The sequence below is a fragment of the Phenylobacterium sp. genome (genome assembly GCF_046291545.1).
Lineage (GTDB): Bacteria > Pseudomonadota > Alphaproteobacteria > Caulobacterales > Caulobacteraceae > Phenylobacterium.
Window position 1 is genome coordinate 1 of record NZ_JBKBSM010000017.1, and the last position, 20,848, is coordinate 20,848.

The window sequence follows — 20,848 nt, forward strand, 5'->3', positions numbered from 1 at the left end:
GCGCCGGACGCGGCGCCCGCCGAGGGGCCCCCGCCCGCCGAGGCGCAGGCGGCGGCCGAGACCCAGGCCGCCGCCGCCGAGCCGGTCCGCTGGGCCGTCGCGCCGGGCTCGACCCTGGCGTTCGCCACCACCTGGGGCGGGACGCCGATCGAGGGCCGTTTCACCCGCTGGACCGGCGACATCCTGTTCAGCCCGCAGGCGCTGGACGCCTCGAAGGTCTCGATCAGCATCGACCTGGCCTCGGCCGAGACCGGCGACGCCCAGCGCGACCAGATGCTGCCCTCCGCCGACTGGTTCGACGCCGAAGCCCACCCCAGGGCCACCTATACGGCCGAGCGGTTCGAGGCGCGGGGGCAGGACCGCTACGTGGCCAAGGGACGGCTGACCCTGCGCGGCGTCTCCAGGCCCCTGGACCTGCCGTTCGAGCTGAAGATCGACGGCGACAAGGCCCGCGCCCGCGGTGTAACCACCCTCGACCGCACCGCATTCGGCGTGGGGCAGGGCGAGTGGCAGAGCACCGACCAGATACCCGCGGGGGTGAAGGTGAGCGTGGACGTGAGGGCGAGCCGGCGCTGAAGGCGGCCGTCGAGGCCCTGCGCGCGGGCGGGCTCGTCATCCTGCCGACGGAGACGGTGTACGGCCTGGCGGCCGACGCGGCGAACCCGCGGGCCGTGGCGGCGATCTACGAGGCCAAGGGCCGGCCGAGCTTCAATCCCCTGATCGCCCACGTGGCGGACCTGGCCGCCGCCGAGCGGGTGGCCCGCTTCGACGGGCGGGCGCGCCGGCTGGCCCGCCGCTTCTGGCCGGGGCCGCTGACGCTGGTGCTGCCGCTGCGGGACGAGGGCGCGGTCTGCGACCTGGCGCGGGCGGGGCTGGACACCGTGGCCGTGCGCGCGCCGGCGCATCCGATCGCCCACGCCGTGCTCGCCGCGTTCGGCGGCGCCCTGGCCGCGCCCTCGGCCAACCGCTCCGGCCGGCCGAGCCCGACGCGCCTGGCCGACGCCCTGGAGGAGACCGGCGAGCGCGCCGCCGCGGCCCTGGACGGCGGGCCGTGCGAGGTGGGGCTGGAATCGACGGTGGTCTCGCTGCTGGACCAGCCGCGCCTGCTGCGGCCGGGGGCGGTGACGCGGGCGCAGATCGAGGCCGAGATCGGGCCCCTGGCGGAGGCCGAGGCCGACGCCAAGCGATCGCCCGGGCGGCTGGCGCGGCACTATTCGCCCAAGGCGCCGGTCCGCCTGGAGGCCGTCGGCCCCGCGCCGGGGGAGGCCTACCTGGGCTTCGGACCCTCCGCGCCCGCGGGGGCGGGACGCTGGAACCTCAGTCCGGCGGGGGACCTGGCCGAAGCCGCGGCGAACCTCTTCGCTTTCCTGCGCGCCGCCGACCGCACCGGCCCCAGCGCCATCGCCGTCGCGCCGATCCCGCACGAGGGCCTGGGCGAGGCGATCAACGACCGGCTGCGCCGGGCGGCGGGGTTTGTCGGATAGACCGGCGGGACTAGGATGCGCCCATGACCGTCACCGTCCCCGCCGATGTTCTCTCCCGCCTGAAGGCCGTGCTCGGCGAAGGCGGCTGGAGCCAGGACCCCGACCGCCTGGCCCCCAAGCTCCTGGAGTGGCGCGACCGCTGGTTCGGGACGACGCCGTTCCTGGCCCTGCCGAAGACCACGGCGGAGGTCGCCGCGGTGGTGGGGATCTGCGCCGAGTCCGGCACGCCCATCACGGCGCAGGGGGGCAACACGGGCCTGGTGGGCGGGCAGATCCCCCAGGGGGAGATCCTTCTGTCCACCGAGCGGCTGCGGACCATCCGCGAGGTCGAGCCGTTCGACGACGTGATCGTGGCCGAGGCCGGCTGCACCCTGGCCGCCGTGCACGAGGCGGCGCTGGAGCATCGCCGGCGCTTCCCGCTGAGCCTGGCCTCCGAGGGCACCTGCACCATCGGCGGGACGATCTCCACCAACGCCGGGGGCACGGCGGTGCTGCGCTATGGGACGATGCGCGACCTGGTGCTGGGGATCGAGGCGGTGCTGCCCAACGGCGAGGTCTGGAACGGGCTGAAGCGCCTGCGCAAGGACAACACCGGCTATGACCTCAAGCAGCTCCTGATCGGCGCGGAGGGCACCTTGGGGGTGGTCACGGCCGCCAGCCTGAAGCTGTTCCCCCTGCTGGTCTCGCGGGCGACGGCGGTGGCCGGGGTGGACGATCCGCAGGCGGCGATCCGGCTCCTGGCGCGGGCGAAGGACGAGGCCGGGGGCGCGGTGGAGGCCTTCGAACTGATGGGCCGGCGCGGCGTCGCGTTCGCGCTGAAGAACATCGAGGGCATGCGCGACCCCCTGGCCGCCGTCCACCCCTGGTACGTGCTGGTGGAGATCGCCTCGGGCGAGCCCGGCGCGGCGGAGGCGGCGATGGAGCGGCTTTTGGCCCGCAGCCTGGAGGACGGGCTGATCCGCGACGCGGCGATCGCCCAGACCGAGGCCCAGGCCAAGGCCTTCTGGGCGGTGCGCGAGAACCAGTCGCCCGCGCAGAAGCCCGAGGGCGCCACCTGGAAGCACGACGTCAGCGTGCCCGTCAGCCGGGTCGCCGACTTCCTGGAGCGGGCGACCGCGGCCATGGAGGCCTTCGCGCCGGGATGCCGGGTGGCGGCCTTCGGCCACGTGGGCGACGGCAACATCCACTACGACGTCCTGCGGCCCGACGGCGGCGAGGACGCGGCCCATTCGGCCCGGCGCGACGAGGGCTCGCGCATCGTCCACGACATCGTCGCCGAGCTGGGCGGCTCGATATCGGCCGAGCACGGCCTGGGGGCGATGAAGACCCAGGACGCCGAGCGCTACAAGAGCGCGGTCGAGCTGGAGGCCCTGCGCGCCATCCGCCGCGCCCTGGACCCCAAGCGGATCATGAACCCGCGGGTGCTGTTCTAGGCGCCGGGCCCGCCGCGCCGGCCGCTTGCGCAGGCGCCCGGCGGCGGCCCGATGAAATTTTCGTGGAACGTTGGAATCGCCGGCGGGGCCGGCCTAAAGGATGCGGCCATGCTTCTGGTCCTGTCTCCCGCCAAGGCGCTCGACTTCACCCCGGTCGAGGCGCGCGCGCCGCTCACCACGCCGCAGATGACCAGGGACATCGCCGAGCTGGCCAAGGTGACCCGCCGGCTCACCGCGCGGGACCTGAAGGGCCTGATGTCGCTGTCCGACAACCTGGCCAGCCTGAACCGCGAGCGGTTCCAGGCCTTCGACCCGGCCTGCGACGACGGGCTGCAGGCGGCCTTCGCCTTCAACGGCGACGTCTACATGGGGCTTCAGGCCCGGACGCTGGACAAGGCGGGCCTGGACTGGGCGCAGGACCATGTGCGGATTCTCTCGGGCCTCTACGGCGTGCTGCGGCCGCTGGACGCGATCCAGCCCTACCGGCTGGAGATGGGCGTGCGGCTGAAGACCCGGCGCGGCTCGAGCCTCTACGACTTCTGGGGCGACCGCATCGCCAAGGCGCTGAACGAGGCGGCGGCCGGACACGCCGACAGGACCCTGGTGAACGTCGCCAGCGGCGAGTACTTCGGCGCCGTCGACCGCCGGGCGCTGAAGCTGCCGGTGATCAACGTGCGCTTCCTGGAGGAGCGCGACGGCCAGGCGCGGATCGTCAGCTTCTTCGCCAAGAAGGCGCGGGGCCTGATGGCGCGCTACGCCATCGACCAGCGCCTGGACCGGGCCGAGGGGCTGAAGGACTTCAGCCTGGGCGGCTACAGCTTCCAGCCGTCCCTGTCGAAGGACGAGGAATGGACCTTCCTGCGGCCCCAGCCCCTGCCGGCCGCGGCCTGACCCCCCAAGAGGAGATGCGAAGATGGCCGTGGACTATGGGCTGAAGGGACACGCCGCGGTCGTCACCGGCTCGACCAGCGGGATCGGCCAGGCGATGGCCCACGCCCTGGCCGAGCAGGGGGTCGACGTGATCCTCAACGGCTTTGGCGATCCGGCGCAGATCGAGGCCGACCGCCGGGCCCTGGAGGCGCGTACGGGCGTGAGGGCGCTCTACCACGGCGCCGACATGACCAGGCCGGCCGAGATCGAGGACATGATCGACCTGGCCCGGCGCGAGTTCGGCCGCCTGGACATCCTGGTCAACAACGCCGGCATCCAGCACGTGGCCGCGGTGGACGAGTTCCCTCCCGAGAAGTGGGACGCGGTGATCGCGATCAACCTGTCCTCGGTGTTCCACGCCACGCGCGCGGCCCTGCCGATCATGAAGGCCCAGGGCCGCGGGCGGATCGTCAACATCGCCTCGGCCCACGGCCTGGTCGCCTCGCCGTTCAAGTCGGCCTATGTCGCGGCCAAGCACGGGGTGGTGGGCTTCACCAAGACCGTGGCCCTGGAGACCGCGCGCCAGGGGATCACCTGCAACGCCATCTGCCCGGGCTATGTGAAGACCCCGCTGGTCGAGAAGCAGATCGGCGACCAGGCCCGCACCCACGGCATCCCCGAGGACCGGGTGGTGGCCGAGGTGATCCTGGCCTCCCAGCCGAACAAGGCGTTCGTGACCTACGAACAGCTCGCGGGGCTGATGTGCTACCTGGTCTCCGACCTGGGCGCCTCGGCGACCGGCTCGGCCTATTCCATCGACGGCGGGTGGACGGCGGCTTGACGGATCGCCGCTGAGCGGGGCTTTTCCTCCCCAACATCTGTTTGACGGGAGGAGACGGCCATGGCGTACAAGCCATTCGATCTGACGGGAAAGGTGGCGCTGGTCACCGGCGGCAACGGCGGCATCGGCTTCGGCATGGTCGAAGCCCTGGCCCAGGCCGGGGCGGACGTGGTGGTCTGGGGCTCCAACGCCCAGAAGAACGCCGACGCCGAGGCCCGGCTGAAGGACGTGGGCGTGCGGGTGCTGACCCAGGTCGTCAACGTCGCCGACGAGACGGCCGTCGCCGCGGCCATGGCCGAGGCCGTCGCCAAGATGGGCCGAATCGACACGGTGATCGCCAACGCCGGCATCGGCGGGGGGGCGGCCTCCTTCTCCGAATTCCCGACCGAGACCTACCGCAAGGTGCTGTCGGTGAACCTGGACGGGGTGTTCTTCACCTTCCGCGAGGCCTGCAAGCACATGGTCGCCCGCGCCGCCGACGGCGACATGGGCGGCTCGCTGGTGGTGGTCTCCTCGATGTCGGCCCGCAGCGGCGCGGCGCGCAACGAGGCCTACGCCGCCACCAAGGGCGCGGTGCTGCCGATGATGAAGGCCATCGCGGTGGAGCACGCCCGCTACGGCATCCGCGCCAACTCCATCCTGCCCGGCTGGATCGCCACCGACATGACCTCCGGCGCCCAGGGCAACGACAAGTTCAACGACCGGGTCATCGGGCGCGTGCCGATGCGCCGCTGGGGCGAGCCGGCCGACTTCGGCGGCATCGCGGTCTATCTGGCCTCCGACGCCTCGTCCTTCCACACGGGCGACGAGTTCCTGATCGACGGCGGGTACATGATCTACTGAGGCTGGCTCGAAGAACGCCGGGCGCAAGCGAGCCCGCATGACCTTAGGTCACGGTTTCCTTCCGTCCGGTGCGGCGCCATCCTCCCGGCCATAATCTCCGGGAGGATTTCCATGTCTCTGCATACTCCGCTTTGCGACCTGCTAGGCGTCCGCCACCCGATCATGCTGGCGGGCATGGGCGGGGTCTCCTACGCCGAACTCGCGGCGGCGGTGACCAACGCCGGCGGCTACGGGGTTCTGGGCATGGCCGGGCGCGGGCCCGACTTCATCCGCGAGCAGATGCGCCAGGTGCGCAAGCTGACCGACGGCCCGTTCGGCGTCGACCTGCTGGCCGCCTCGCCGGAGAGCCTGGTGGCTTCGGTGGACGTGATCATCGAGGAAGGCGCCTCCAGCTTCGTCGCCGGCCTGGGCGTGCCCATGCCGATCCTGGAGAAGCTGAAGAAGGCCGGCCTGAAGGTGATGGTGGTCTGCGGGGCGGTGAAGCACGCGGTGAAGGCCGAGCAGGCCGGCTGCGACGCGGTGATCTGCCAGGGCGGCGAAGGCGGCGGCCACACGGGCCTGGTCGGCACCATGCCGCTGGTGGCCCAGGCGGTGGAGGCCGTGAAGGTTCCGGTGGTCGCGGCGGGCGGCATCTACGACGGCCGGGGCCTGGCCGCGGCCCTGGCCCTGGGCGCCGTCGGCGTGTGGGTCGGCACCCGCTTCATCGCCTCCAAGGAGGCGCACGCGGGCGGGCTCTACCAGGAGACCATCGTCGAGGCCACCGACGAGGACACCATCCGCACGCGCTGCTACTCGGGCAAGCCGATGCGGGTGAAGAAGAACCCCTACGTCGACGACTGGGAAAGCCGTCCTTCCGACATCCAGCCCTTCCCGCAGCAGGCCATGCTGTCCAGCCAGGCCGGCGTGATGGGCGGCATCGGCGGCCAGATCGAAGGGCTCGACCCGGACAAGTCGTGCTTCGCCATGGGCCAGTCGGCGGGCGGGGTGCACGACGTGCCGGCGGCCGGCGACATCGTGCGCCGGATGATCGCCGAGGCCGAGATGGCCCTGGCCACGGCCGCCGCGTTCCGGGTCAAGACCCCGGCCTAGGGCCGCCGCCCTAGGGCGCCTTGGCCAGGAAGCCGGCCGGGTCGGTGAGGAACTCGCCGAAGGCGGCCACGCAGCCCTGCCAGGCGCCGACGTGCATCTTCAGCTCGTCGCGGTTGTCGCGGGCCGACAGGAGCGCCGAATAGGCGATGTGCGCCTTGCCGGCCGGGTCCTGGAAGGCGCGGCAGTTGACCGAGGTCTGATTGAAGCCGTTGATCTGGGCCAGGGTCGCGGTCTTGGCGCTGGCGGAGGTGGAGAAGGCCACCGCCTGGCATTGCTTTCCGCCGGCGTCGCAGCCGGCGAACTGCACGCCGAAGCCGTAGGCCGGCGTGGTCACGTTGAGGAACACCGAATCGGCCGCGGTGCGGGCGACCTCGGCCTTGGCGTCCATGGCTCCCAGGACCTCGATGAGGCCCTTCGGGTCGCGGGCGTCGAAGGCGCCGGACTCGGCGGCGGCGGCGGCGGCGGGCAGGGCGAGGACGGCGAGCAGCGCCGCGCCCCGGCGGATCGGAAGGATCGACATGGCCCTCCGCTAGCAGACGCGTCCGGCCCTGGGTAGCGCCCTGGGGTGACAAGCCGCGGCCGCCGGGCTCTAACCGAGGCATGAAGCCGGCGCTCATCGCCATCCTCGCCCTGGCCGCCGCGCCCGCCGCCGCGCAGACCCGCGGGCCGGTGGAGCGGCAGGCGCTGGTCGACCTTTCCTATGTGCTGGGCGAGAGCCACGCCCTGCGCCAGGCCTGCGAGGGCGAGGACGACCAGTACTGGCGCGCGCGGATGATTCGGCTGGTGGAGCTGGAGGCGCCGGACGAGAGCCTGGACCGGCGGCTGCGGACCGCCTTCAACACCGGCTACAGCACGGCCCGGGCCGCCCATCCGCGATGCGACGCAGCCGGCCGGGCCGAGGCGGCCCGCGCCGCCGTCCGGGGCCGCGCCCTGGCCCTGCGCCTGTCCCAGGCGGTCGACCCGCCGGATACGATAGCAGGCGTCACGAGGCCGCGCTAAGGTAGAGCTTCGACATCTGGGAGGTCGTCATGGGTTTGGGCGTTTCGATCGTCTTTCTGGTCCTGGCGGCCTTCATTCTCTTCGGGGCCATCAAGATCGTGCCGCAGGGCCGCGAGTACACGGTGGAGCGGTTCGGCCGCTACACGCGCACCCTGAAGCCCGGCATCAGCTTCCTGACCCCCTTCGTCGAAGGGGTCGGGCGCAAGGTGAACATGATGGAGCAGGTGCTGGACGTGCCGCGCCAGGAGGTGATCACCAAGGACAACGCCGTGGTCCAGGTGGACGGCATCGTCTTCATCCAGGTGATGGACGCGGCGGCGGCGGCCTATCGGGTGGACAACCTGAACTACGCCATCGCCCAGCTCGCCATGACCAACCTGCGCACGGTGGTCGGCTCGATGGACCTGGACGAGATGCTGTCGCAGCGCGACCAGATCAACACCCGCCTGCTGAACGTCATCGACGCGGCCACCGGACCATGGGGCGTCAAGGTCGCGCGCATCGAGATCAAGGACCTGCAGCCGCCGCCGGACATCACCAACGCCATGGCCCGGCAGATGAAGGCCGAGCGCGAGCGCCGGGCGGTGATCACCGAGGCCGACGGGGAGAAGCAGGCGGCCATCGCCCGCGCCGAGGGCGCCAAGCAGTCGGCGATCCTGCAGGCCGAGGGCCGGCGCGAGGCCGCCTTCCGCGACGCCGAAGCCCGCGAGCGCGAGGCCGAGGCCGAGGCCAAGGCGACCGCCTATGTCTCCGAGGCGATCGCGCGGGGCGACGTGAACGCCATCAACTACTTCATCGCCCAGAAGTACGTGGAGGCCTTCGCCAAGCTGGCCGAGAGCCCGCAGCAGAAGACGGTGATCGTACCCGCGGAGATGGGCTCGCTGGTCGGCTCGATCGCCGGCATCGCCGAGCTGATCAAGTCGGTGGACGGCGAGGGCGGCCCGCGGCCGCCGCGGGCGCCGGCCGTGCCGCGCACCGGGGCCTAGCGCCATGGACGGCCTCTTCGACTTCTATGCGGCCCACGATTTCTGGGTCTGGACGGGGCTGGCCGCGGCGATCCTGGCGACGGAGGTGGCGATCGGCTCGGGCTGGCTCCTGTGGCCTTCGGCCTCCGCCGCCGCGGTCGGGGTCCTGTCGCTGCTGACGCCGCTCGGCCTTCCGGTCGCCCTGTTCCTGTTCGCGGTCCTGACGATCGCCTCGACCCTGCTGGCGCGGCGCTACTTCCCGCGCTCGGAAATGGCGGCCGCGGGGGACATCAACGACAACGTCGGTCGGCTCGTCGGCCAGGAAGGCCAGGCGGTGCAGGCGTTCCTGGGCGGGCACGGCCGCATCGCCATCGACGGCAAGGAGTGGGCGGCCGAGCTGGAGGAGGGCGAAACGCTGGCGGCCGGTCAGGACGTGCGGGTGGTCGGCGTCACGGGTGGTACGCGGCTTCGGGTGCGCCCTTCGTCGAGCTGACGTCCTGCAGGAAGGCCCGCAGGGCCCGCAGGAAGGGCAGGGCCTCGCGGAACTCCTGCTCGGTGAAGGCGCTGCGCAGGGCGTCGGTCTTCCACTTGATGGTCTTCAGCACGTAGTTGTAGGCGTCCAGCCCCGCGCGGGTGACGCGCACGCGCTTCTTGCGACGGTCGTCCACGTCGGCCAGCACGCAGACCTGGCCGCCGGCCGCCATCTTCTGCAGCACGCCGGTGATCGCGGCCTTGCTCATCAAGAGGGCCTGGGCGAGCTCGGCCGGGGTCTGGCCGTCGCCGTGCCGCACCAGATGGCTCAGCACCTCGTAGTGGGCGTAGTTCATGCCCTCCGGCAGGTTGCGGCTGACGGCCATGCGGGCGTGGTGCTCGATGACGCCGATCTCGGAGAACACCTCCACATCGGGCCGATCCTGAAGGGCAGGCGACATCGACGCCTCCGTCTCGTCTAAGGTCGTCGGGAGATGGTGGTTCGCCCGTGAACGTTCAAGCCGTTCACTCATGAACTATCTGTAATGCGGAGCCGCCGGCCCTAGGCGGCGTTGGCTTCCTTCATCCCCTTGCGGGCGAGGGCGTCGGCCCGTTCGTTGAGCTCGTGGCCGTTGTGGCCCTTGACCCATCGCCAGTCGACATCGTGACGGCGGCGGGCTTCGTCAAGGCGCCGCCACAGGTCGTCGTTCTTCACCGGCTTCCTGTCGGCGGTGAGCCAGCCGCGGGCCTTCCAGCCGTGAATCCATTGGGTGACGCCCTTCATCACATACTGGCTGTCGGTGTGCAGCTCGACCTTGCAGGGCTTGGTCAGGGCCTCCAGGGCCTGGATCGCCGCCATCAGCTCCATGCGGTTGTTGGTGGTCGCCCGCTCGCCGCCGGTCAGCTCCTTCTCGCGCTCGCCGTAGATCAGGATCGCGCCCCAGCCGCCGGGGCCCGGATTCCCCGAGCAGGCCCCGTCCGTATAGATCACCACCTTGGGCGTCACGCCGGCGCTCCGAACAGCACCAGGTCCGGCGCGGAGCGGTGCACCGCCAGCTTGCGCTCGTACTCCAGCGGGTCCTTCGGCCGAACCAGGGCGCCGGGCGGGGTCGAGCCCCAGTCGGCGAGCCGGGTGAGGAAGAAGCGCATGGCCGCCCCGTGCGCCAGCACCGGCAGGGCCGCCCGCTCGGCGCCGCTGAGGGGGCGGCGGCTTTCGTAGCCGGCCAGCAGCGCGCGGGCGGCGGTGATGTTGAAGCTGCCGTCCGCCTCGAAGCACCAGGCGTTGAGGGCGATGGCGACGTCGTAGGCGTAGGCGTCCACGCAGGCGAAGTAGAAGTCGATGGTCCCGGCGAACTCGGCCCCGTGGAAGAAGACGTTGTCGGGGAAGTAGTCGGCGTGGACCACGCCGCTGGGCAGGCCCTGGGGCCACCTGCGGGCCAGCATGTCGAGGTCGGCGTCGATCACCGCGGCGAGGCCGGGCTTCAGCGCCTCGGCTTCGGCCCTCAGCCGCGCGAACATGGGCGCCCAAGCCGGCTGGCTAAGGTCGTTGGCGCGCGCGCCGGCGAAGCCCTCGGACGCCTGGTGCAGCCAGGCCAGGCCCCGGCCGGCCTCGCGGCAGTGGGCGACGGAGGGGCGGCGCACGGACAGGCCAGAGAGGAAGGCCACGATCACCGCCGGCTTGCCCCGCAGCGATTTCAGCATCCGCCCGTCGCGGTCGCGGATCGGCGCGGCGCTGGGATAGCCTTGGTCGGCCAGCCAGCGCATCAGGTCCAGGAAGAACGGCAGGTCCTCGCTGCGGACGCGCTTTTCGAAGACGGTGAGGATGAAGCGGCCGGTCCCGGTCTCCAGCAGGAAGTTGGAGTTCTCGACCCCCTCGGCGATGCCCTTGAACGAGAGCGCCTCGCCCAGGTCGTAGTCGGCGAGCAGCGCCTGGAGCTCTTCGTCGGTGATGTCGGTGTAGACGGCCATGAGGTGCGGGGATGGAGAAGCCCGGCCCGCCGGTCAAGACGGAGGCCTTCGCCCGTGCTAGATTCCGCCCGCGAAGGAGGCCCCCATGATCGTCCTGAAGCTGGAACAGGTCGGCGACCGACTCGGCCTGATCCTCGACGAGGAGGCGAGGGCCGAGCTCCACGCCAAGGCCGGCGAGGCCGTGCATCTGAGCCGAAGCGCAGACGGCGAGCTCGCCGCCGAGATCGTCGAGACCGGACAGGACGACGGCCGCCACGAGCGCGGCCGGGCCTTCCTGAAGCGCTACAAGAAGAACCTGGGCGCCCTCTAGGGGTGACAAGAGCCTCCGGGCGGAGGGTCGACGGCGCCTGGCCGCCGAAGCCCCGGCTTCGGGATCTCAGGCCTTCCGGCGAAGGCTGACGCCATGGACCAGGCCGTTCTCGTCGGTGCGGAACACGACGCCGGCGGCCTCCACCGCATCCTTAACCTTCATCACCGTCTCGAACTTTGCCTGGAAGATCTCGTCGGAGGCCTCCAGCCGCTTGACGGTGATGGCCGACAATCCGGCCTCCTGGGCCAAGCGCTGCTGACTCCAGCCCAGCAGGGCGCGGGCGGCGCGGATCTGGAGGTTGGAGATCATGCTTGATCAATCATCTCATATTAGATACTTTTAGTACCATAAACGATAGCAAGGGGCTGGCGCATGGTCCAGATCGCCAGTGCAGCGCCGGTCCTGCTGGTGTCAGACGTGTTCGCGACCGCGGAGTACTATCGCGACGTCCTCGGCTTCAGCTTCGGCGAGATTCACGGCGATCCGCCGAGCTTTGTGGTGGTGCGGCGGGACGGGGCGCAGCTGATGTTCCGCCAGCCCAGCCGGGGCCAGCCCCAGCCCGCGAACGGCGCCGTCTCCCCGGCTTTCCCGATCGACGTATTCCTCCATGTCGACGACGTGGACGCCTTGGCGCACGAGCTGCGCGCGAGGCGGGCCGACATCCTCGACGGGCCTACCCACAGGGCGATCTGGAACGGCAAAGAGCTGACGGTCCGCGACTGCGACGGACGGGTGCTCTGTTTCGGCCAGGCGATGGACTGAAGCGAAGCCCCGCCCCAAGGCGACGGCTAGACCGCCAGCGCGCGGGGCAGCTTGAAGCTGACGGTCTCGCGGGCGGCGTCGATCTCCTCGACCTCGACGTCGAAGGCTTCGCAGAGGCGGTCGATGAGACCCTGGACCAGGACCTCGGGCGCCGAGGCGCCGGCGGTGACGCCGACGGTGCGCGCGCCCTCCAGCCAGGCGAGGTCCAGCGCCGAGGCGTCGTCGATCAGGTGCGAGCGGGCCACGCCCGCGCGCCTGCCGACCTCGGCCAGGCGCACGGAGTTGGAGGAATTGGCCGAGCCCAGCACCAGGAGCACGTCGGCCCGGGCGGCCACGGTCTTGACCGCCTCCTGGCGGTTGGTGGTGGCGTAGCAGATGTCCTCCTTGTGCGGCGCGGCGATGGCCGGGAAGCGCGCGCGCAGGATCGAGACGATCTCGGCGGTGTCGTCCACCGACAGGGTGGTCTGGGTGGCGAAGGCGACGTTGGCCGGGTTCTGCGGCCGGTAGGCGCGGGCGTCGTCCGGCGTCTCGATCAGGGTGACCGCGCCTTCGGGAAGCTGGCCCATGGTGCCCACCACCTCGGGGTGGCCGGCGTGGCCGATCAGGACGATCTCGCGGCCGGCGTCATAGTGGCGCTGGGCCTCGACATGGACCTTCGAGACCAGGGGGCAGGTGGCGTCCAGATAGAGCATCTGGCGCGAGCGCGCCGCCGCCGGCACGGACTTGGGCACCCCGTGGGCGGAGAACACCACGGGCCGGTCGTCGGGGCAGTCGTCCAGCTCCTCGACGAAGACCGCGCCCATGGCCCTCAGCCGATCGACCACGTGGCGGTTGTGGACGATCTCGTGGCGCACATAGACCGGCGCGCCGTATTTCTCGATGGCCCGCTCGACGATCTGGATCGCGCGGTCGACGCCGGCGCAGAAACCACGCGGGCTGGCGAGCAGGACCTTGAGGGGCGGGCGGAGGCGGGCGGGGTCGGTCATGGCCGGAAACGTAGGCGCGCGCGGCCTGCGGCGCCAGCCGCGTTGCGGCCGCATTCGAGAGCCTTTACTAGGAGCCCGTTGCGCGGACCGCCCGCGCCGCTGCTGATCCCGGACGATTCATGCGCCGCACCCTGCTTCTCGCCGCCGCCTTCGCCGTCGCGGCCACCGCCGTGCCGACCACCGAGGTCTTCGCCCAGTCGCGGGACCGCGGCGGGGCCGACCGTCAGGAGCAGGAGGCCGCCAAGAAGCGCAAGCGCGACGAGGAGTGGGGCAACGCCCAGTCGCCGCTGCCGGCGCTGCGCAACGCCGGTCCCTGTCCGTACGTGAAGACGCTCTACGACGCGGCGCGCTACATCGAGTTCGCCGAAGGGCGCGAGGCCTCGGCCAACGTCGGCTTCTCCGGCGAGATCCAGGGCATCTCGGCGGGCTGCGCCTACAAGGACGACGAGCCGATCAAGGTGCGCGTGGAGGTGCTGTTTGAAATGGGCCGCGGGCCGCAGGCGCAGGGCTCGTCCAAGACCTACCGCTACTGGGTGGCCGTCACCCAGCGCAATCAGGCGGTCCTCGCCAAGCAGTACTTCGACGTGCCGGTGAACTTCCCGGACGGCCAGGACCGGGTGTACGTGACCGACACCATCGACGAGATCACCATTCCGCGGGCGTCGCTGACGACGTCGGGGGCGAACTTCGAGGTGCTGATCGGCTTCGACGTGACGCCGCAGATGGCGGCCTTCAACCGGGACGGCAAGCGCTTCCGCGTGAACGCCGGCCAGGCCGGAGACGCCACGTCCAACCCATGAGCGACCTGAAGACGAGCCTCGGCGAGGCGGTGCAGGCCGCCTTCGCCGCGGCGGGCCTGCCGTCCGAGCTGGGCCGGGTGACGCCCTCCGACCGACCCGACCTCGCCGACTTCCAGTGCAACGGCGCCCTCGCCGCCGCAAAGACCGCCAGGCGCAACCCGCGGGAGGTGGCGGCCGAGGTCGTGCGCGCCCTGGAAGGCGATGCGCGGCTGGCCGCGGTGGAGATCGCCGGCCCCGGCTTCATCAACTTCAAGCTCGCCGACGCGGCCCTGGCCGAACGCGCGGACCAGATCGCCGCCGACCCGCTGGTCGGGGCCGGCCAGGTCGCCGCGCCCCGGCGCGTGCTGGTGGACTACGGCGGGCCGAACGTGGCCAAGCCGATGCACGTGGGCCACCTGCGCGCCTCGATCATCGGCGAGGCGATCAAGCGGCTCTATCGCTTCCGCGGCGACGAGGTGGTCGGCGACGCCCACTTCGGCGACTGGGGCTACCAGATGGGCCTGTTGATCGGCGCGGTGATGGACGAGCAGCCGGCGATCGCCGAGCGCATCGAGGCGCTGAACGCCCGCGGCGCCGAGCCGACGGCGCAGGAGGCGGCCGAGGCCGACGCCCTGTTCGACGCGGTGACCCTGGCCGATCTGGACCGGCTCTATCCGGCCGCTGCGGCGCGGGGCAAGACCGACGAGGCCTACCGCGACCGCGCCCGCAAGCTGACCGCCGCGCTGCAGGCGCGCACGCCGGGCTATTTCCTGCTGTGGAAGCACTTCGCCCGCGTCACCCGCGTGGCGCTGGAGCGCGACTTTCACGCCCTGGGCGTGGACTTCGACCTGTGGAAGGGCGAGAGCGACGTCGAGGACCTGATCGACCCGATGGTGGCCGAGCTGGACGCCAAGGGCCTGCTGGTGGACGACCAGGGCGCGCGGATCATCCGGGTGAACCGCCAGGGCGACAAGCGCGAGCTGCCGCCGCTGCTGGTGGTCTCGTCCGAGGGCTCGGCGATGTACGGCACCACGGACCTGGCCACCGTGCTGGACCGCCGGCGCAGCTTCGATCCGGACCTGGTGCTCTACGTCGTCGACCAGCGCCAGGCCGACCACTTCGAGATCGTGTTCCGCGCCGCCTATCTGGCCGGCTACGCCGCGGAGGGCTCGCTGGAGCACATCGGCTTCGGCACCATGAACGGGGCCGACGGCAAGCCGTTCAAGACCCGCGAGGGCGGGGTCCTGAAGCTGAACGACCTGATCGAGATGACCCGGGCCAAGGCGCGCGAGCGGCTGCACGAAGCCGGGCTCGGCGAGGACCTGGACCCGGAGGCCTTCGAGGACACCGCCCACAAGGTGGCGGTGGCGGCCCTGAAGTTCGCCGACCTGCAGAACTTCCGCGGCACCTCCTACGTCTTCGACCTGGACCGCTTCTCCAGCTTCGAGGGCAAGACGGGCCCGTACCTGCTCTATCAGGCGGTGCGGGTGAAATCGCTTCTGCGCAAAGCCGCCGAGGAGGGCGCCGCGCCGGGGCCGGCGTCGGTGTCGGAGGCCGCCGAGCGGGACCTCGTGCTGCTCCTGGACGCCTTCGACCAGGCGCTGGTCGACGCCTATGAGAAGAAGGCGCCGAACTTCATCGCCGACCACGCCTACAGGCTGGCCCAGGCGTTCTCGAAGTTCTACGCTGCCTGTCCGATCCTGGCGGCGCCGCCCCCGGTGCGCGCCTCGCGCCTGACGCTCGCGGCGACCACCCTGCGCCAGCTCGAAAAGGCGCTGGACCTGCTGGGCGTGGCCACGCCGGAGCGGATGTAGGGCGGCGGCCTGTCTGAACGCCGGCTAACGGGCGCATCAGGGGGCGTTCAGCCGCCAAGCTTCACAACAGTCCCACGCCGCGACGGTTCGCGGCGACGAAGGGATGAAGAAGATGTCTGCTCCTCTGCGCGTCGTGGCCGCCCGTCCGGCGGCCGCCAAGGCCGACCTGGCGGAACGGGTGCGCCTGCTGCAGGCCGAAGCCCGCCAGCTTGCGGGCGAGCACGTGGACGAACTGCTCGCGAGCCTGGCGCAAGCCCAGCGCCTGGCCGAACAGATCGCCCTGGGCGGCGAGGCCTATCCGGCCGGCGTGCGCGACATCGCCCGGCGACTGGCCGAGGACAGCGCGGCGCGCGTCCGCACCCTGGAGGCCCTGATGGACCGCCGGGCCGGACGGTGAGGCCGACGCCTCAGCCCTCCACCAGCACGGTCTTGATGTTGACGAACTCCAGGATGCCGTAGGGCGAGCACTCGCGGCCGTAGCCGGAGTGCTTGACCCCGCCGAACGGCAGGCGCGGGTCCGAGCGCACGGCGGCGTTGACGAAGCTGAGGCCGGCCTCCAGCTCCTCGGCGGCGATGCGCTCGCCGCGGGCGAGGTCGGCGGTGAGGACGCCGGAGCCCAGGCCGAAGGGGCTGTCGTTGGCGATGCGGATGGCCTCGGCCTCGTCGCGCGCGGCGATGACGGCCGCCACGGGGCCGAACACCTCCTCGTCGTGGGCGGGCATCCCGGGCTCGACGCCGGCCAGCACCGTCGCCGGGTACCAGGCGCCGGGCCGGTCCGGGAGCTCGCCCCCGGCCAGCAGGCGCGCGCCCCGCTCCAGGCTCTCGCGCACCTGGCGGTGGATCTCGTCGCGGGCTGAGACGCTCTGCAAGGGGCCCAGGCGCGTGGCCGGATCGGCGGGATCGCCCATGGCGATGGCGCCCATCTCGCGGGCGAACGCCGCCTCGAAGGCCTCGCGCACGGCCTCCACGACGATGAAGCGCTTGCCGGCGATGCAGCTCTGGCCGCCGTTGACCATGCGCGCGGCGGTCGCGACCTTGGCCGCCTGGGCGACGTCGGCGTCCTCGAGCACGAGATAGGCGTCCGAGCCTCCGAGTTCGAGCACGCACTTCTTCAAGGCGCCGCTGGCCTGGACGGCCACCTGGCGGCCCGCCTCGACGCTGCCGGTCAGGCTGACGGCGGCGATCGCCTCGTCCTCGATCAGGCCGCGCACGTCGCGGCTGGGGACCAGCACGGTGCGGAAGACGTCCTTGGGAAAGCCCGCCTGGACGAACACCTCCTCGATCGCCAGGGCGCAGCCGGGCACGTTGCTGGCGTGCTTGAGGACGGCGGTGTCGCCCGCCATCAGGGTCGGGGCGGCGAAGCGGAAGACCTGCCAGAACGGGAAGTTCCAGGGCATGACCGCCAGCACCGTTCCCAGCGGCCGAAAGACGATGGCGGCCTTGGGCCCGCCCATGTCGACAGGCCGCGGCGCCAGGAACGCCTCGGCGTGCTCGGCGAAGTAGTCGCAGTTGGCCGCGCACTTCTCGATCTCGGCCCGGCCCTCGAACAGCACCTTGCCCATCTCGGCGGTCATCAGGCCGGCGAACTCGTCGCGCCGCTCGCGCAGCACGGCCGCGGCCCGCCGCATCAGGGCGGCGCGTTCGGCGAAGCTGGTCCCTCGCCAGGATGCGAAGGCGGCCCGCGCCCGGCGGGCGATTTCCAGCGCCTCCTGCGCCGAATGGCCTTCATAGGTCCGGCCGGGCCGGCCGGTGGCCGGGTCGACGGTCTGGAACGTGGGGCGAGGCCCGCCCCGGGCCGCCGTGGGCGTCTTCTGGTCCATGTCGCCATCTCCATCTGCACGCCCCGCCGAAGGAGATGGCCCCGGGCGGCGCGGCGTCAACCACGACATGCATGCGTCGGCGATGTTGCGCAGGCGCCGCGCGGGCGCCGGTGAGGACACATGATGACGGCCGCGGCGCCGGAGCCGCCGCAAGCCTTCAAATGAAAACGGGGTGAAGTCTCGGGGTCATGTGTGTAACCGTAAGCTTGTTCGGCGTAATGTTTCGATGAATACAAGTTAAGTTGATGATAGGAACTGTGTTCGTCAAACAACGACGCGGATCGTGTGCTTATAGAAAGCGTCACATTTGTTGACCGATTTTCGTATCGCCCCGTAACTCCGAGACATGTTCGCCGGCTGTTCGGCGAAGTTCTCGACGCCGGCTCGGCCGCCCAAGGGCGGCTGCGCGCCGACGCAAGGGGGTATGATGAGCACCAAGTCGAAGAAGGGCGCCTATCTGGCGACCTCTATGCTTTGCGGCGCCGCCGTGGCCGCGCTTGCCGTCCCGGTCCAGGCGGCCGAGTCCGACACCTCGGTGGTTTCCGAGATCGTCGTGACCGGAACCCGGATCCCGACGCCCAACCTGACCAGCGTCAGCCCGGTGACGGCGATCGGCGCGGCGGACATCAAGGCCCAGGGGATCACCCGGGTCGAGGACATGATCAACCGCCTGCCGCAGGCGTTCGCCGCCCAGGGCGGATCGGTCTCCAACGGGGCCACAGGCACGGCCACGGTCGACCTGCGCGGCCTGGGCGTCTCGCGGACCCTGGTGCTGATCGACGGCCGGCGGCTGATGCCGGGCGATCCGGCGTCCACCGCCGCCGGCCTGGCCTCGGACCTCAACTTCATCCCCTCGGCCCTGGTCGAGCGGGTGGAGGTGCTGACCGGCGGGGCGTCGGCGGTCTACGGCGCCGACGCGGTGGCCGGCGTCGTCAACTTCGTCATGGACAAGGACTTCGAGGGCGTCCGCATCGACGCCAGCTACGGCATCTACCAGCACAAGAACGACAACTCCTCGGTGCAGGACGTGGTGCGGGCGAGCGCCGCCAGCGCCTCCGACCCCTCGCAGTTCGCCCTGCCCGAGGACAACGTGCTGGACGGCGAGACCAGCGAGGTGACGATCACCATCGGCATGAACAGCGCCGACGGACGCGGCAACATCACCGCCTACGCCGGCTATCGCCACGTGGAGCCGATCCTGCAGGGCGACCGGGACTACTCGGCCTGCACCCTGAACTCCGGCGACACCTTCAGCTGCGGCGGTTCGGGCACGGCCTATCCGGCGCGGGTCGGCGGCTATGTGGTGGACGAGACGACGGGGAACACGTTCCGGGCCCGGACGTCCAGCGACGTCTACAACTACGGCCCGCTGAACTACTACCAGCGGCCGGACGACCGCTACACCCTGGGCGCCTTCGCCCGCTACGAGGTGACGCCCTGGGCCGAGGCCTACGCCGACCTGATGTTCATGGACGACACGTCCACCTACCAGATCGCGCCGGGCGGCATCTTCGCCGGATCGTTCCAGATCAACTGCGACAACCCGCTGATGAGCGCCCAGCAGCAGTCGACCCTGTGCGGCGCGGACGCGGGCACCTCGACCCTGAAGACGGTGACGGTCGCCCGGCGCAACATCGAGGGCGGCGGCCGCCAGGGCGAGATCCAGCACACCGACTACCGCATCGTCACCGGGCTGCGGGGCGACCTGAACGAGGCTTGGAACTACGACTTCTACATGCAGTACGGCTCGGTCTCGTACAGCCAGAAGCAGACCGGCTTCTTCCAGACCTCCAAGATCCAGAACGCCCTGATCGCCAAGACGGACGCCAGCGGCCAGGTCGTCTGCCAGTCGGTGATCGACGGCACCGACAGCGCCTGCGTGCCCTACAACATCTTCCAGATCGGCGGCGTCACCGACGAAGCCCTGGCCTATCTGGAGACCGACAGCTTCTCGACCGGCTCGACCACCGAGCGGGTGGTCAACCTGTCGTTCGGCGGCGACCTGACGGACTACGGCGTCAAGACGCCCTGGGCCGAGACGGGCGTCGGCGTGGCGTTCGGCGCCGAGTACCGGCGCGAGCAGCTCGAGTACTCCGCCGACTACGTGGCGGCGGCCGGCCTGCTGAACGGCGCGGGGGGCGCCAGCCCGGCGGTGAACGGCTCCTTCGACGTCTACGAGCTGTTCGGCGAGGCGCGCATTCCGATCGTCCAGGACGCGCCGTTCGCCAAGAGCCTGCAGGTGGAGCTGGGCTACCGGTTCTCGGACTATTCGACCGTCGGCGACACCAACACCTACAAGTTCGGCGGCGAGTGGGAGCCGGTGGACGGCTATCGCCTGCGCGCCAGCTATCAGCGGGCGGTGCGCGCGCCCAACATCCTGGAGCTGTTCAGCCCGCAGAACGTCGTGCTGGACGGCACGACCGACCCCTGCGCCGGCCTGAGCGCGGGCGACTCGATGGTGGCCGCCTGCGCCGCGGCCTTCAACCTGACCACCGCCCAGGTGCTGGCGATCGAGGAGAACCCGGCCGCCCAGTACAACGGCCTGACGGGCGGCAACACCGACCTGAAGCCGGAAACCAGCGACACCTATTCGGTGGGCTTCGTGGTCCAGCCGGGTTTCCTGCCGGGCTTCAGCGCCTCGCTCGACTGGTTCGACATCAAGGTCGAGGACTACATCGACACCATCGGCGCGGACCTGATCCTCAGCCGCTGCCTGGAGACGCAGGACGACTATTTCTGCGGCCTGGTGCACCGCGACTCCGCCGGCTCGCTGTGGCTGAGCTCGGAGGGCTACGTCGAGGACCTGACCTACAACACCGGGTCGCTGCACACCCGCGGGGTGGACGTGGAGGCGAACTACCGCACCAGCCTGGACCGGTTCACCAAGAAGGACCTGGGCGCGGTTCAGGCCAACTTCGTCGGCACCTGGCTCGATGTCCTGGAGACCCAGCCGCTTCCCGGCGACGAGGCCTACGACTGCGCCGGCTTCTATGGCGTGATCTGCGGCGTGCCGGCCCCGGAATGGCGCCACAAGCTGCGCGTCACCTGGGAGACGCCCTTCTGGGGCGGGCTCGACCTGTCGGCCCAGTGGCGCTACCTCGGCAGCGTGGCGCTGGAGACCACCTCCTCGAACGCCCAGCTCAACGACCCGGACAACCAGCCGGACACGGACATCAAGCTGGCCAGCCGCAGCTACCTGGACCTGGCGGCGACCTGGAAGGTGCGCGACGGCTACACCCTGCGGATGGGCGTCAACAACGTGTTCGACAAGGACCCGCCGCTGAACGGCTCGTCCAACTGCCCCACCGGCTACTGCAACGGCAACACCTGGTCGCAGGTCTATGACACCTACGGCCGATACATGTTCGTCGGCGTGACGGCCGCGTTCTAGGCCCGGCGGGCGCCTCCTCCCCC

Annotated in this window: 23 protein-coding genes; 16 read left to right on the top strand and 7 right to left on the bottom strand. The window is 71.1% G+C overall.

The window, feature by feature from the left end; genetic code table 11:
- The 7 genes from ACK4YQ_RS18575 to ACK4YQ_RS18605 form a co-directional block, all read left to right on the top strand.
- A partial coding sequence (locus ACK4YQ_RS18575; RefSeq protein WP_409613481.1) for a YceI family protein occupies window positions 1–576 on the top strand: 576 nt, incomplete at its 5' end.
- A complete protein-coding gene (locus tag ACK4YQ_RS18580; protein WP_409613572.1) occupies window positions 573–1,484 on the top strand; it encodes an L-threonylcarbamoyladenylate synthase in 912 nt (303 codons plus the stop codon). The genes ACK4YQ_RS18575 and ACK4YQ_RS18580, both read left to right, overlap by 4 nt.
- 23 nt (window positions 1,485–1,507) lie before the next feature.
- A complete protein-coding gene (locus ACK4YQ_RS18585; RefSeq protein ID WP_409613483.1) occupies window positions 1,508–2,917 on the top strand; it encodes an FAD-binding oxidoreductase in 1,410 nt (469 codons plus the stop codon).
- Window positions 2,918–3,025: 108 nt separating this feature from the next.
- Window positions 3,026–3,808 carry a peroxide stress protein YaaA gene (gene yaaA / locus ACK4YQ_RS18590; RefSeq protein WP_409613486.1) on the top strand — a complete coding sequence of 261 codons (783 nt, stop codon included), beginning with the start codon at window positions 3,026–3,028 and terminating at the stop codon, window positions 3,806–3,808.
- Between the two features lie 22 nt (window positions 3,809–3,830).
- Window positions 3,831–4,628: a 3-hydroxybutyrate dehydrogenase gene (locus ACK4YQ_RS18595; RefSeq protein WP_409613488.1), complete on the top strand. Its 798-nt coding sequence runs from the start codon at window positions 3,831–3,833 to the stop codon at window positions 4,626–4,628.
- Window positions 4,629–4,688: 60 nt separating this feature from the next.
- Entirely contained in the window at window positions 4,689–5,471 is a 783-nt protein-coding gene (locus ACK4YQ_RS18600) for an SDR family NAD(P)-dependent oxidoreductase (RefSeq protein WP_409613491.1), read from the top strand.
- Between the two features lie 111 nt (window positions 5,472–5,582).
- The gene (locus ACK4YQ_RS18605) at window positions 5,583–6,560 is read left to right on the top strand and encodes an NAD(P)H-dependent flavin oxidoreductase (protein WP_409613494.1); all 978 of its coding nucleotides are present in this window, start codon (window positions 5,583–5,585) and stop codon (window positions 6,558–6,560) included.
- A 10-nt stretch (window positions 6,561–6,570) separates the two neighbouring features.
- On the opposite strand, the gene ACK4YQ_RS18610 is transcribed toward ACK4YQ_RS18605, so the two are convergent.
- The gene (locus ACK4YQ_RS18610) at window positions 6,571–7,080 is read right to left on the bottom strand and encodes a YbjN domain-containing protein (protein WP_409613497.1); all 510 of its coding nucleotides are present in this window, start codon (window positions 7,078–7,080) and stop codon (window positions 6,571–6,573) included.
- 80 nt (window positions 7,081–7,160) lie between these two features.
- Here ACK4YQ_RS18610 and ACK4YQ_RS18615 point away from each other — a divergent pair, with 80 nt between their 5' ends.
- The 3 genes from ACK4YQ_RS18615 to ACK4YQ_RS18625 are packed head-to-tail and all read left to right on the top strand — an operon-like array spanning window position 7,161 to window position 9,017.
- Complete coding sequence (locus tag ACK4YQ_RS18615) at window positions 7,161–7,559, top strand: TIGR02301 family protein (protein ID WP_409613500.1); 399 nt, start codon at window positions 7,161–7,163, stop codon at window positions 7,557–7,559.
- 29 nt (window positions 7,560–7,588) lie between these two features.
- Window positions 7,589–8,545, top strand: a complete 957-nt coding sequence (locus ACK4YQ_RS18620) for an SPFH domain-containing protein (RefSeq protein WP_409613503.1) — start codon at window positions 7,589–7,591, stop codon at window positions 8,543–8,545.
- Window positions 8,546–8,549: 4 nt separating this feature from the next.
- A complete protein-coding gene (locus ACK4YQ_RS18625) occupies window positions 8,550–9,017 on the top strand; it encodes an NfeD family protein (protein ID WP_409613506.1) in 468 nt (155 codons plus the stop codon).
- Here the strand turns inward: ACK4YQ_RS18625 and ACK4YQ_RS18630 are convergent.
- From ACK4YQ_RS18630 to thrB, 3 genes are all read right to left on the bottom strand, one after another.
- Window positions 8,974–9,456, bottom strand: a complete 483-nt coding sequence (locus tag ACK4YQ_RS18630) for a MarR family winged helix-turn-helix transcriptional regulator (RefSeq protein WP_409613509.1) — start codon at window positions 9,454–9,456, stop codon at window positions 8,974–8,976. The genes ACK4YQ_RS18625 and ACK4YQ_RS18630 overlap by 44 nt on opposite strands.
- A 101-nt stretch (window positions 9,457–9,557) precedes the next feature.
- Window positions 9,558–10,001, bottom strand: coding sequence for a ribonuclease HI (gene rnhA, locus ACK4YQ_RS18635; protein WP_409613512.1), 444 nt, complete (start codon window positions 9,999–10,001; stop codon window positions 9,558–9,560).
- The gene (gene thrB / locus ACK4YQ_RS18640) at window positions 9,998–10,963 is read right to left on the bottom strand and encodes a homoserine kinase (protein WP_409613515.1); all 966 of its coding nucleotides are present in this window, start codon (window positions 10,961–10,963) and stop codon (window positions 9,998–10,000) included. Before thrB ends, rnhA begins: the two co-directional genes overlap by 4 nt.
- Before the next feature lie 85 nt (window positions 10,964–11,048).
- On the opposite strand from thrB, the gene ACK4YQ_RS18645 reads away from it, so the two are divergent.
- Window positions 11,049–11,273, top strand: coding sequence for a hypothetical protein (locus ACK4YQ_RS18645; RefSeq protein WP_409613518.1), 225 nt, complete (start codon window positions 11,049–11,051; stop codon window positions 11,271–11,273).
- 66 nt (window positions 11,274–11,339) lie between these two features.
- Here the strand turns inward: ACK4YQ_RS18645 and ACK4YQ_RS18650 are convergent, their stop codons facing one another.
- Window positions 11,340–11,582 carry a multiprotein-bridging factor 1 family protein gene (locus tag ACK4YQ_RS18650; protein WP_409613520.1) on the bottom strand — a complete coding sequence of 81 codons (243 nt, stop codon included), beginning with the start codon at window positions 11,580–11,582 and terminating at the stop codon, window positions 11,340–11,342.
- 63 nt (window positions 11,583–11,645) lie between these two features.
- On the opposite strand from ACK4YQ_RS18650, the gene ACK4YQ_RS18655 reads away from it, so the two are divergent.
- Window positions 11,646–12,035 (top strand): VOC family protein, encoded by a 390-nt coding sequence (locus ACK4YQ_RS18655; protein WP_409613523.1) that lies wholly within the window; start codon window positions 11,646–11,648, stop codon window positions 12,033–12,035.
- A gap of 26 nt (window positions 12,036–12,061) precedes the next feature.
- On the opposite strand, the gene ispH is transcribed toward ACK4YQ_RS18655, so the two are convergent.
- Window positions 12,062–13,021: a 4-hydroxy-3-methylbut-2-enyl diphosphate reductase gene (gene ispH, locus ACK4YQ_RS18660; protein WP_409613526.1), complete on the bottom strand. Its 960-nt coding sequence runs from the start codon at window positions 13,019–13,021 to the stop codon at window positions 12,062–12,064.
- Between the two features lie 119 nt (window positions 13,022–13,140).
- Here ispH and ACK4YQ_RS18665 point away from each other — a divergent pair, with 119 nt between their 5' ends.
- The 3 genes from ACK4YQ_RS18665 (at window position 13,141) to ACK4YQ_RS18675 (ending at window position 16,011) form a co-directional block, all read left to right on the top strand.
- The gene (locus tag ACK4YQ_RS18665) at window positions 13,141–13,821 is read left to right on the top strand and encodes a Tat pathway signal sequence domain protein (protein ID WP_409613529.1); all 681 of its coding nucleotides are present in this window, start codon (window positions 13,141–13,143) and stop codon (window positions 13,819–13,821) included.
- Complete coding sequence (gene argS / locus ACK4YQ_RS18670; RefSeq protein WP_409613532.1) at window positions 13,818–15,614, top strand: arginine--tRNA ligase; 1,797 nt, start codon at window positions 13,818–13,820, stop codon at window positions 15,612–15,614. The genes ACK4YQ_RS18665 and argS overlap by 4 nt, the downstream gene beginning before the upstream one ends.
- Before the next feature lie 112 nt (window positions 15,615–15,726).
- A complete protein-coding gene (locus ACK4YQ_RS18675) occupies window positions 15,727–16,011 on the top strand; it encodes a hypothetical protein (protein ID WP_409613535.1) in 285 nt (94 codons plus the stop codon).
- A 10-nt stretch (window positions 16,012–16,021) separates the two neighbouring features.
- On the opposite strand, the gene ACK4YQ_RS18680 is transcribed toward ACK4YQ_RS18675, so the two are convergent.
- Window positions 16,022–17,434: an NAD-dependent succinate-semialdehyde dehydrogenase gene (locus ACK4YQ_RS18680; RefSeq protein ID WP_409613538.1), complete on the bottom strand. Its 1,413-nt coding sequence runs from the start codon at window positions 17,432–17,434 to the stop codon at window positions 16,022–16,024.
- A gap of 427 nt (window positions 17,435–17,861) precedes the next feature.
- On the opposite strand from ACK4YQ_RS18680, the gene ACK4YQ_RS18685 reads away from it, so the two are divergent.
- Window positions 17,862–20,825, top strand: a complete 2,964-nt coding sequence (locus ACK4YQ_RS18685; protein ID WP_409613541.1) for a TonB-dependent receptor — start codon at window positions 17,862–17,864, stop codon at window positions 20,823–20,825.
- Window positions 20,826–20,848: the final 23 nt, after the last annotated feature.

Bases quoted from the DNA above. Each gene is read 5' to 3' on its own strand.
- ispH (WP_409613526.1), bottom strand. From the start codon at position 13,021: ATGACCGACCCCGCCCGCCTCCGCCCGCCCCTCAAGGTCCTGCTCGCC.
- ACK4YQ_RS18675 (WP_409613535.1), top strand. From the start codon at position 15,727: ATGTCTGCTCCTCTGCGCGTCGTGGCCGCCCGTCCGGCGGCCGCCAAG.
- ACK4YQ_RS18615 (WP_409613500.1), top strand. From the start codon at position 7,161: ATGAAGCCGGCGCTCATCGCCATCCTCGCCCTGGCCGCCGCGCCCGCC.
- ACK4YQ_RS18665 (WP_409613529.1), top strand. From the start codon at position 13,141: ATGCGCCGCACCCTGCTTCTCGCCGCCGCCTTCGCCGTCGCGGCCACC.
- ACK4YQ_RS18585 (WP_409613483.1), top strand. From the start codon at position 1,508: ATGACCGTCACCGTCCCCGCCGATGTTCTCTCCCGCCTGAAGGCCGTG.
- ACK4YQ_RS18600 (WP_409613491.1), top strand. From the start codon at position 4,689: ATGGCGTACAAGCCATTCGATCTGACGGGAAAGGTGGCGCTGGTCACC.
- ACK4YQ_RS18655 (WP_409613523.1), top strand. From the start codon at position 11,646: ATGGTCCAGATCGCCAGTGCAGCGCCGGTCCTGCTGGTGTCAGACGTG.
- ACK4YQ_RS18625 (WP_409613506.1), top strand. From the start codon at position 8,550: ATGGACGGCCTCTTCGACTTCTATGCGGCCCACGATTTCTGGGTCTGG.
- yaaA (WP_409613486.1), top strand. From the start codon at position 3,026: ATGCTTCTGGTCCTGTCTCCCGCCAAGGCGCTCGACTTCACCCCGGTC.
- ACK4YQ_RS18620 (WP_409613503.1), top strand. From the start codon at position 7,589: ATGGGTTTGGGCGTTTCGATCGTCTTTCTGGTCCTGGCGGCCTTCATT.
- ACK4YQ_RS18610 (WP_409613497.1), bottom strand. From the start codon at position 7,080: ATGTCGATCCTTCCGATCCGCCGGGGCGCGGCGCTGCTCGCCGTCCTC.
- ACK4YQ_RS18595 (WP_409613488.1), top strand. From the start codon at position 3,831: ATGGCCGTGGACTATGGGCTGAAGGGACACGCCGCGGTCGTCACCGGC.
- ACK4YQ_RS18650 (WP_409613520.1), bottom strand. From the start codon at position 11,582: ATGATCTCCAACCTCCAGATCCGCGCCGCCCGCGCCCTGCTGGGCTGG.
- thrB (WP_409613515.1), bottom strand. From the start codon at position 10,963: ATGGCCGTCTACACCGACATCACCGACGAAGAGCTCCAGGCGCTGCTC.
- argS (WP_409613532.1), top strand. From the start codon at position 13,818: ATGAGCGACCTGAAGACGAGCCTCGGCGAGGCGGTGCAGGCCGCCTTC.
- ACK4YQ_RS18605 (WP_409613494.1), top strand. From the start codon at position 5,583: ATGTCTCTGCATACTCCGCTTTGCGACCTGCTAGGCGTCCGCCACCCG.
- ACK4YQ_RS18680 (WP_409613538.1), bottom strand. From the start codon at position 17,434: ATGGACCAGAAGACGCCCACGGCGGCCCGGGGCGGGCCTCGCCCCACG.
- ACK4YQ_RS18685 (WP_409613541.1), top strand. From the start codon at position 17,862: ATGAGCACCAAGTCGAAGAAGGGCGCCTATCTGGCGACCTCTATGCTT.
- ACK4YQ_RS18630 (WP_409613509.1), bottom strand. From the start codon at position 9,456: ATGTCGCCTGCCCTTCAGGATCGGCCCGATGTGGAGGTGTTCTCCGAG.
- ACK4YQ_RS18645 (WP_409613518.1), top strand. From the start codon at position 11,049: ATGATCGTCCTGAAGCTGGAACAGGTCGGCGACCGACTCGGCCTGATC.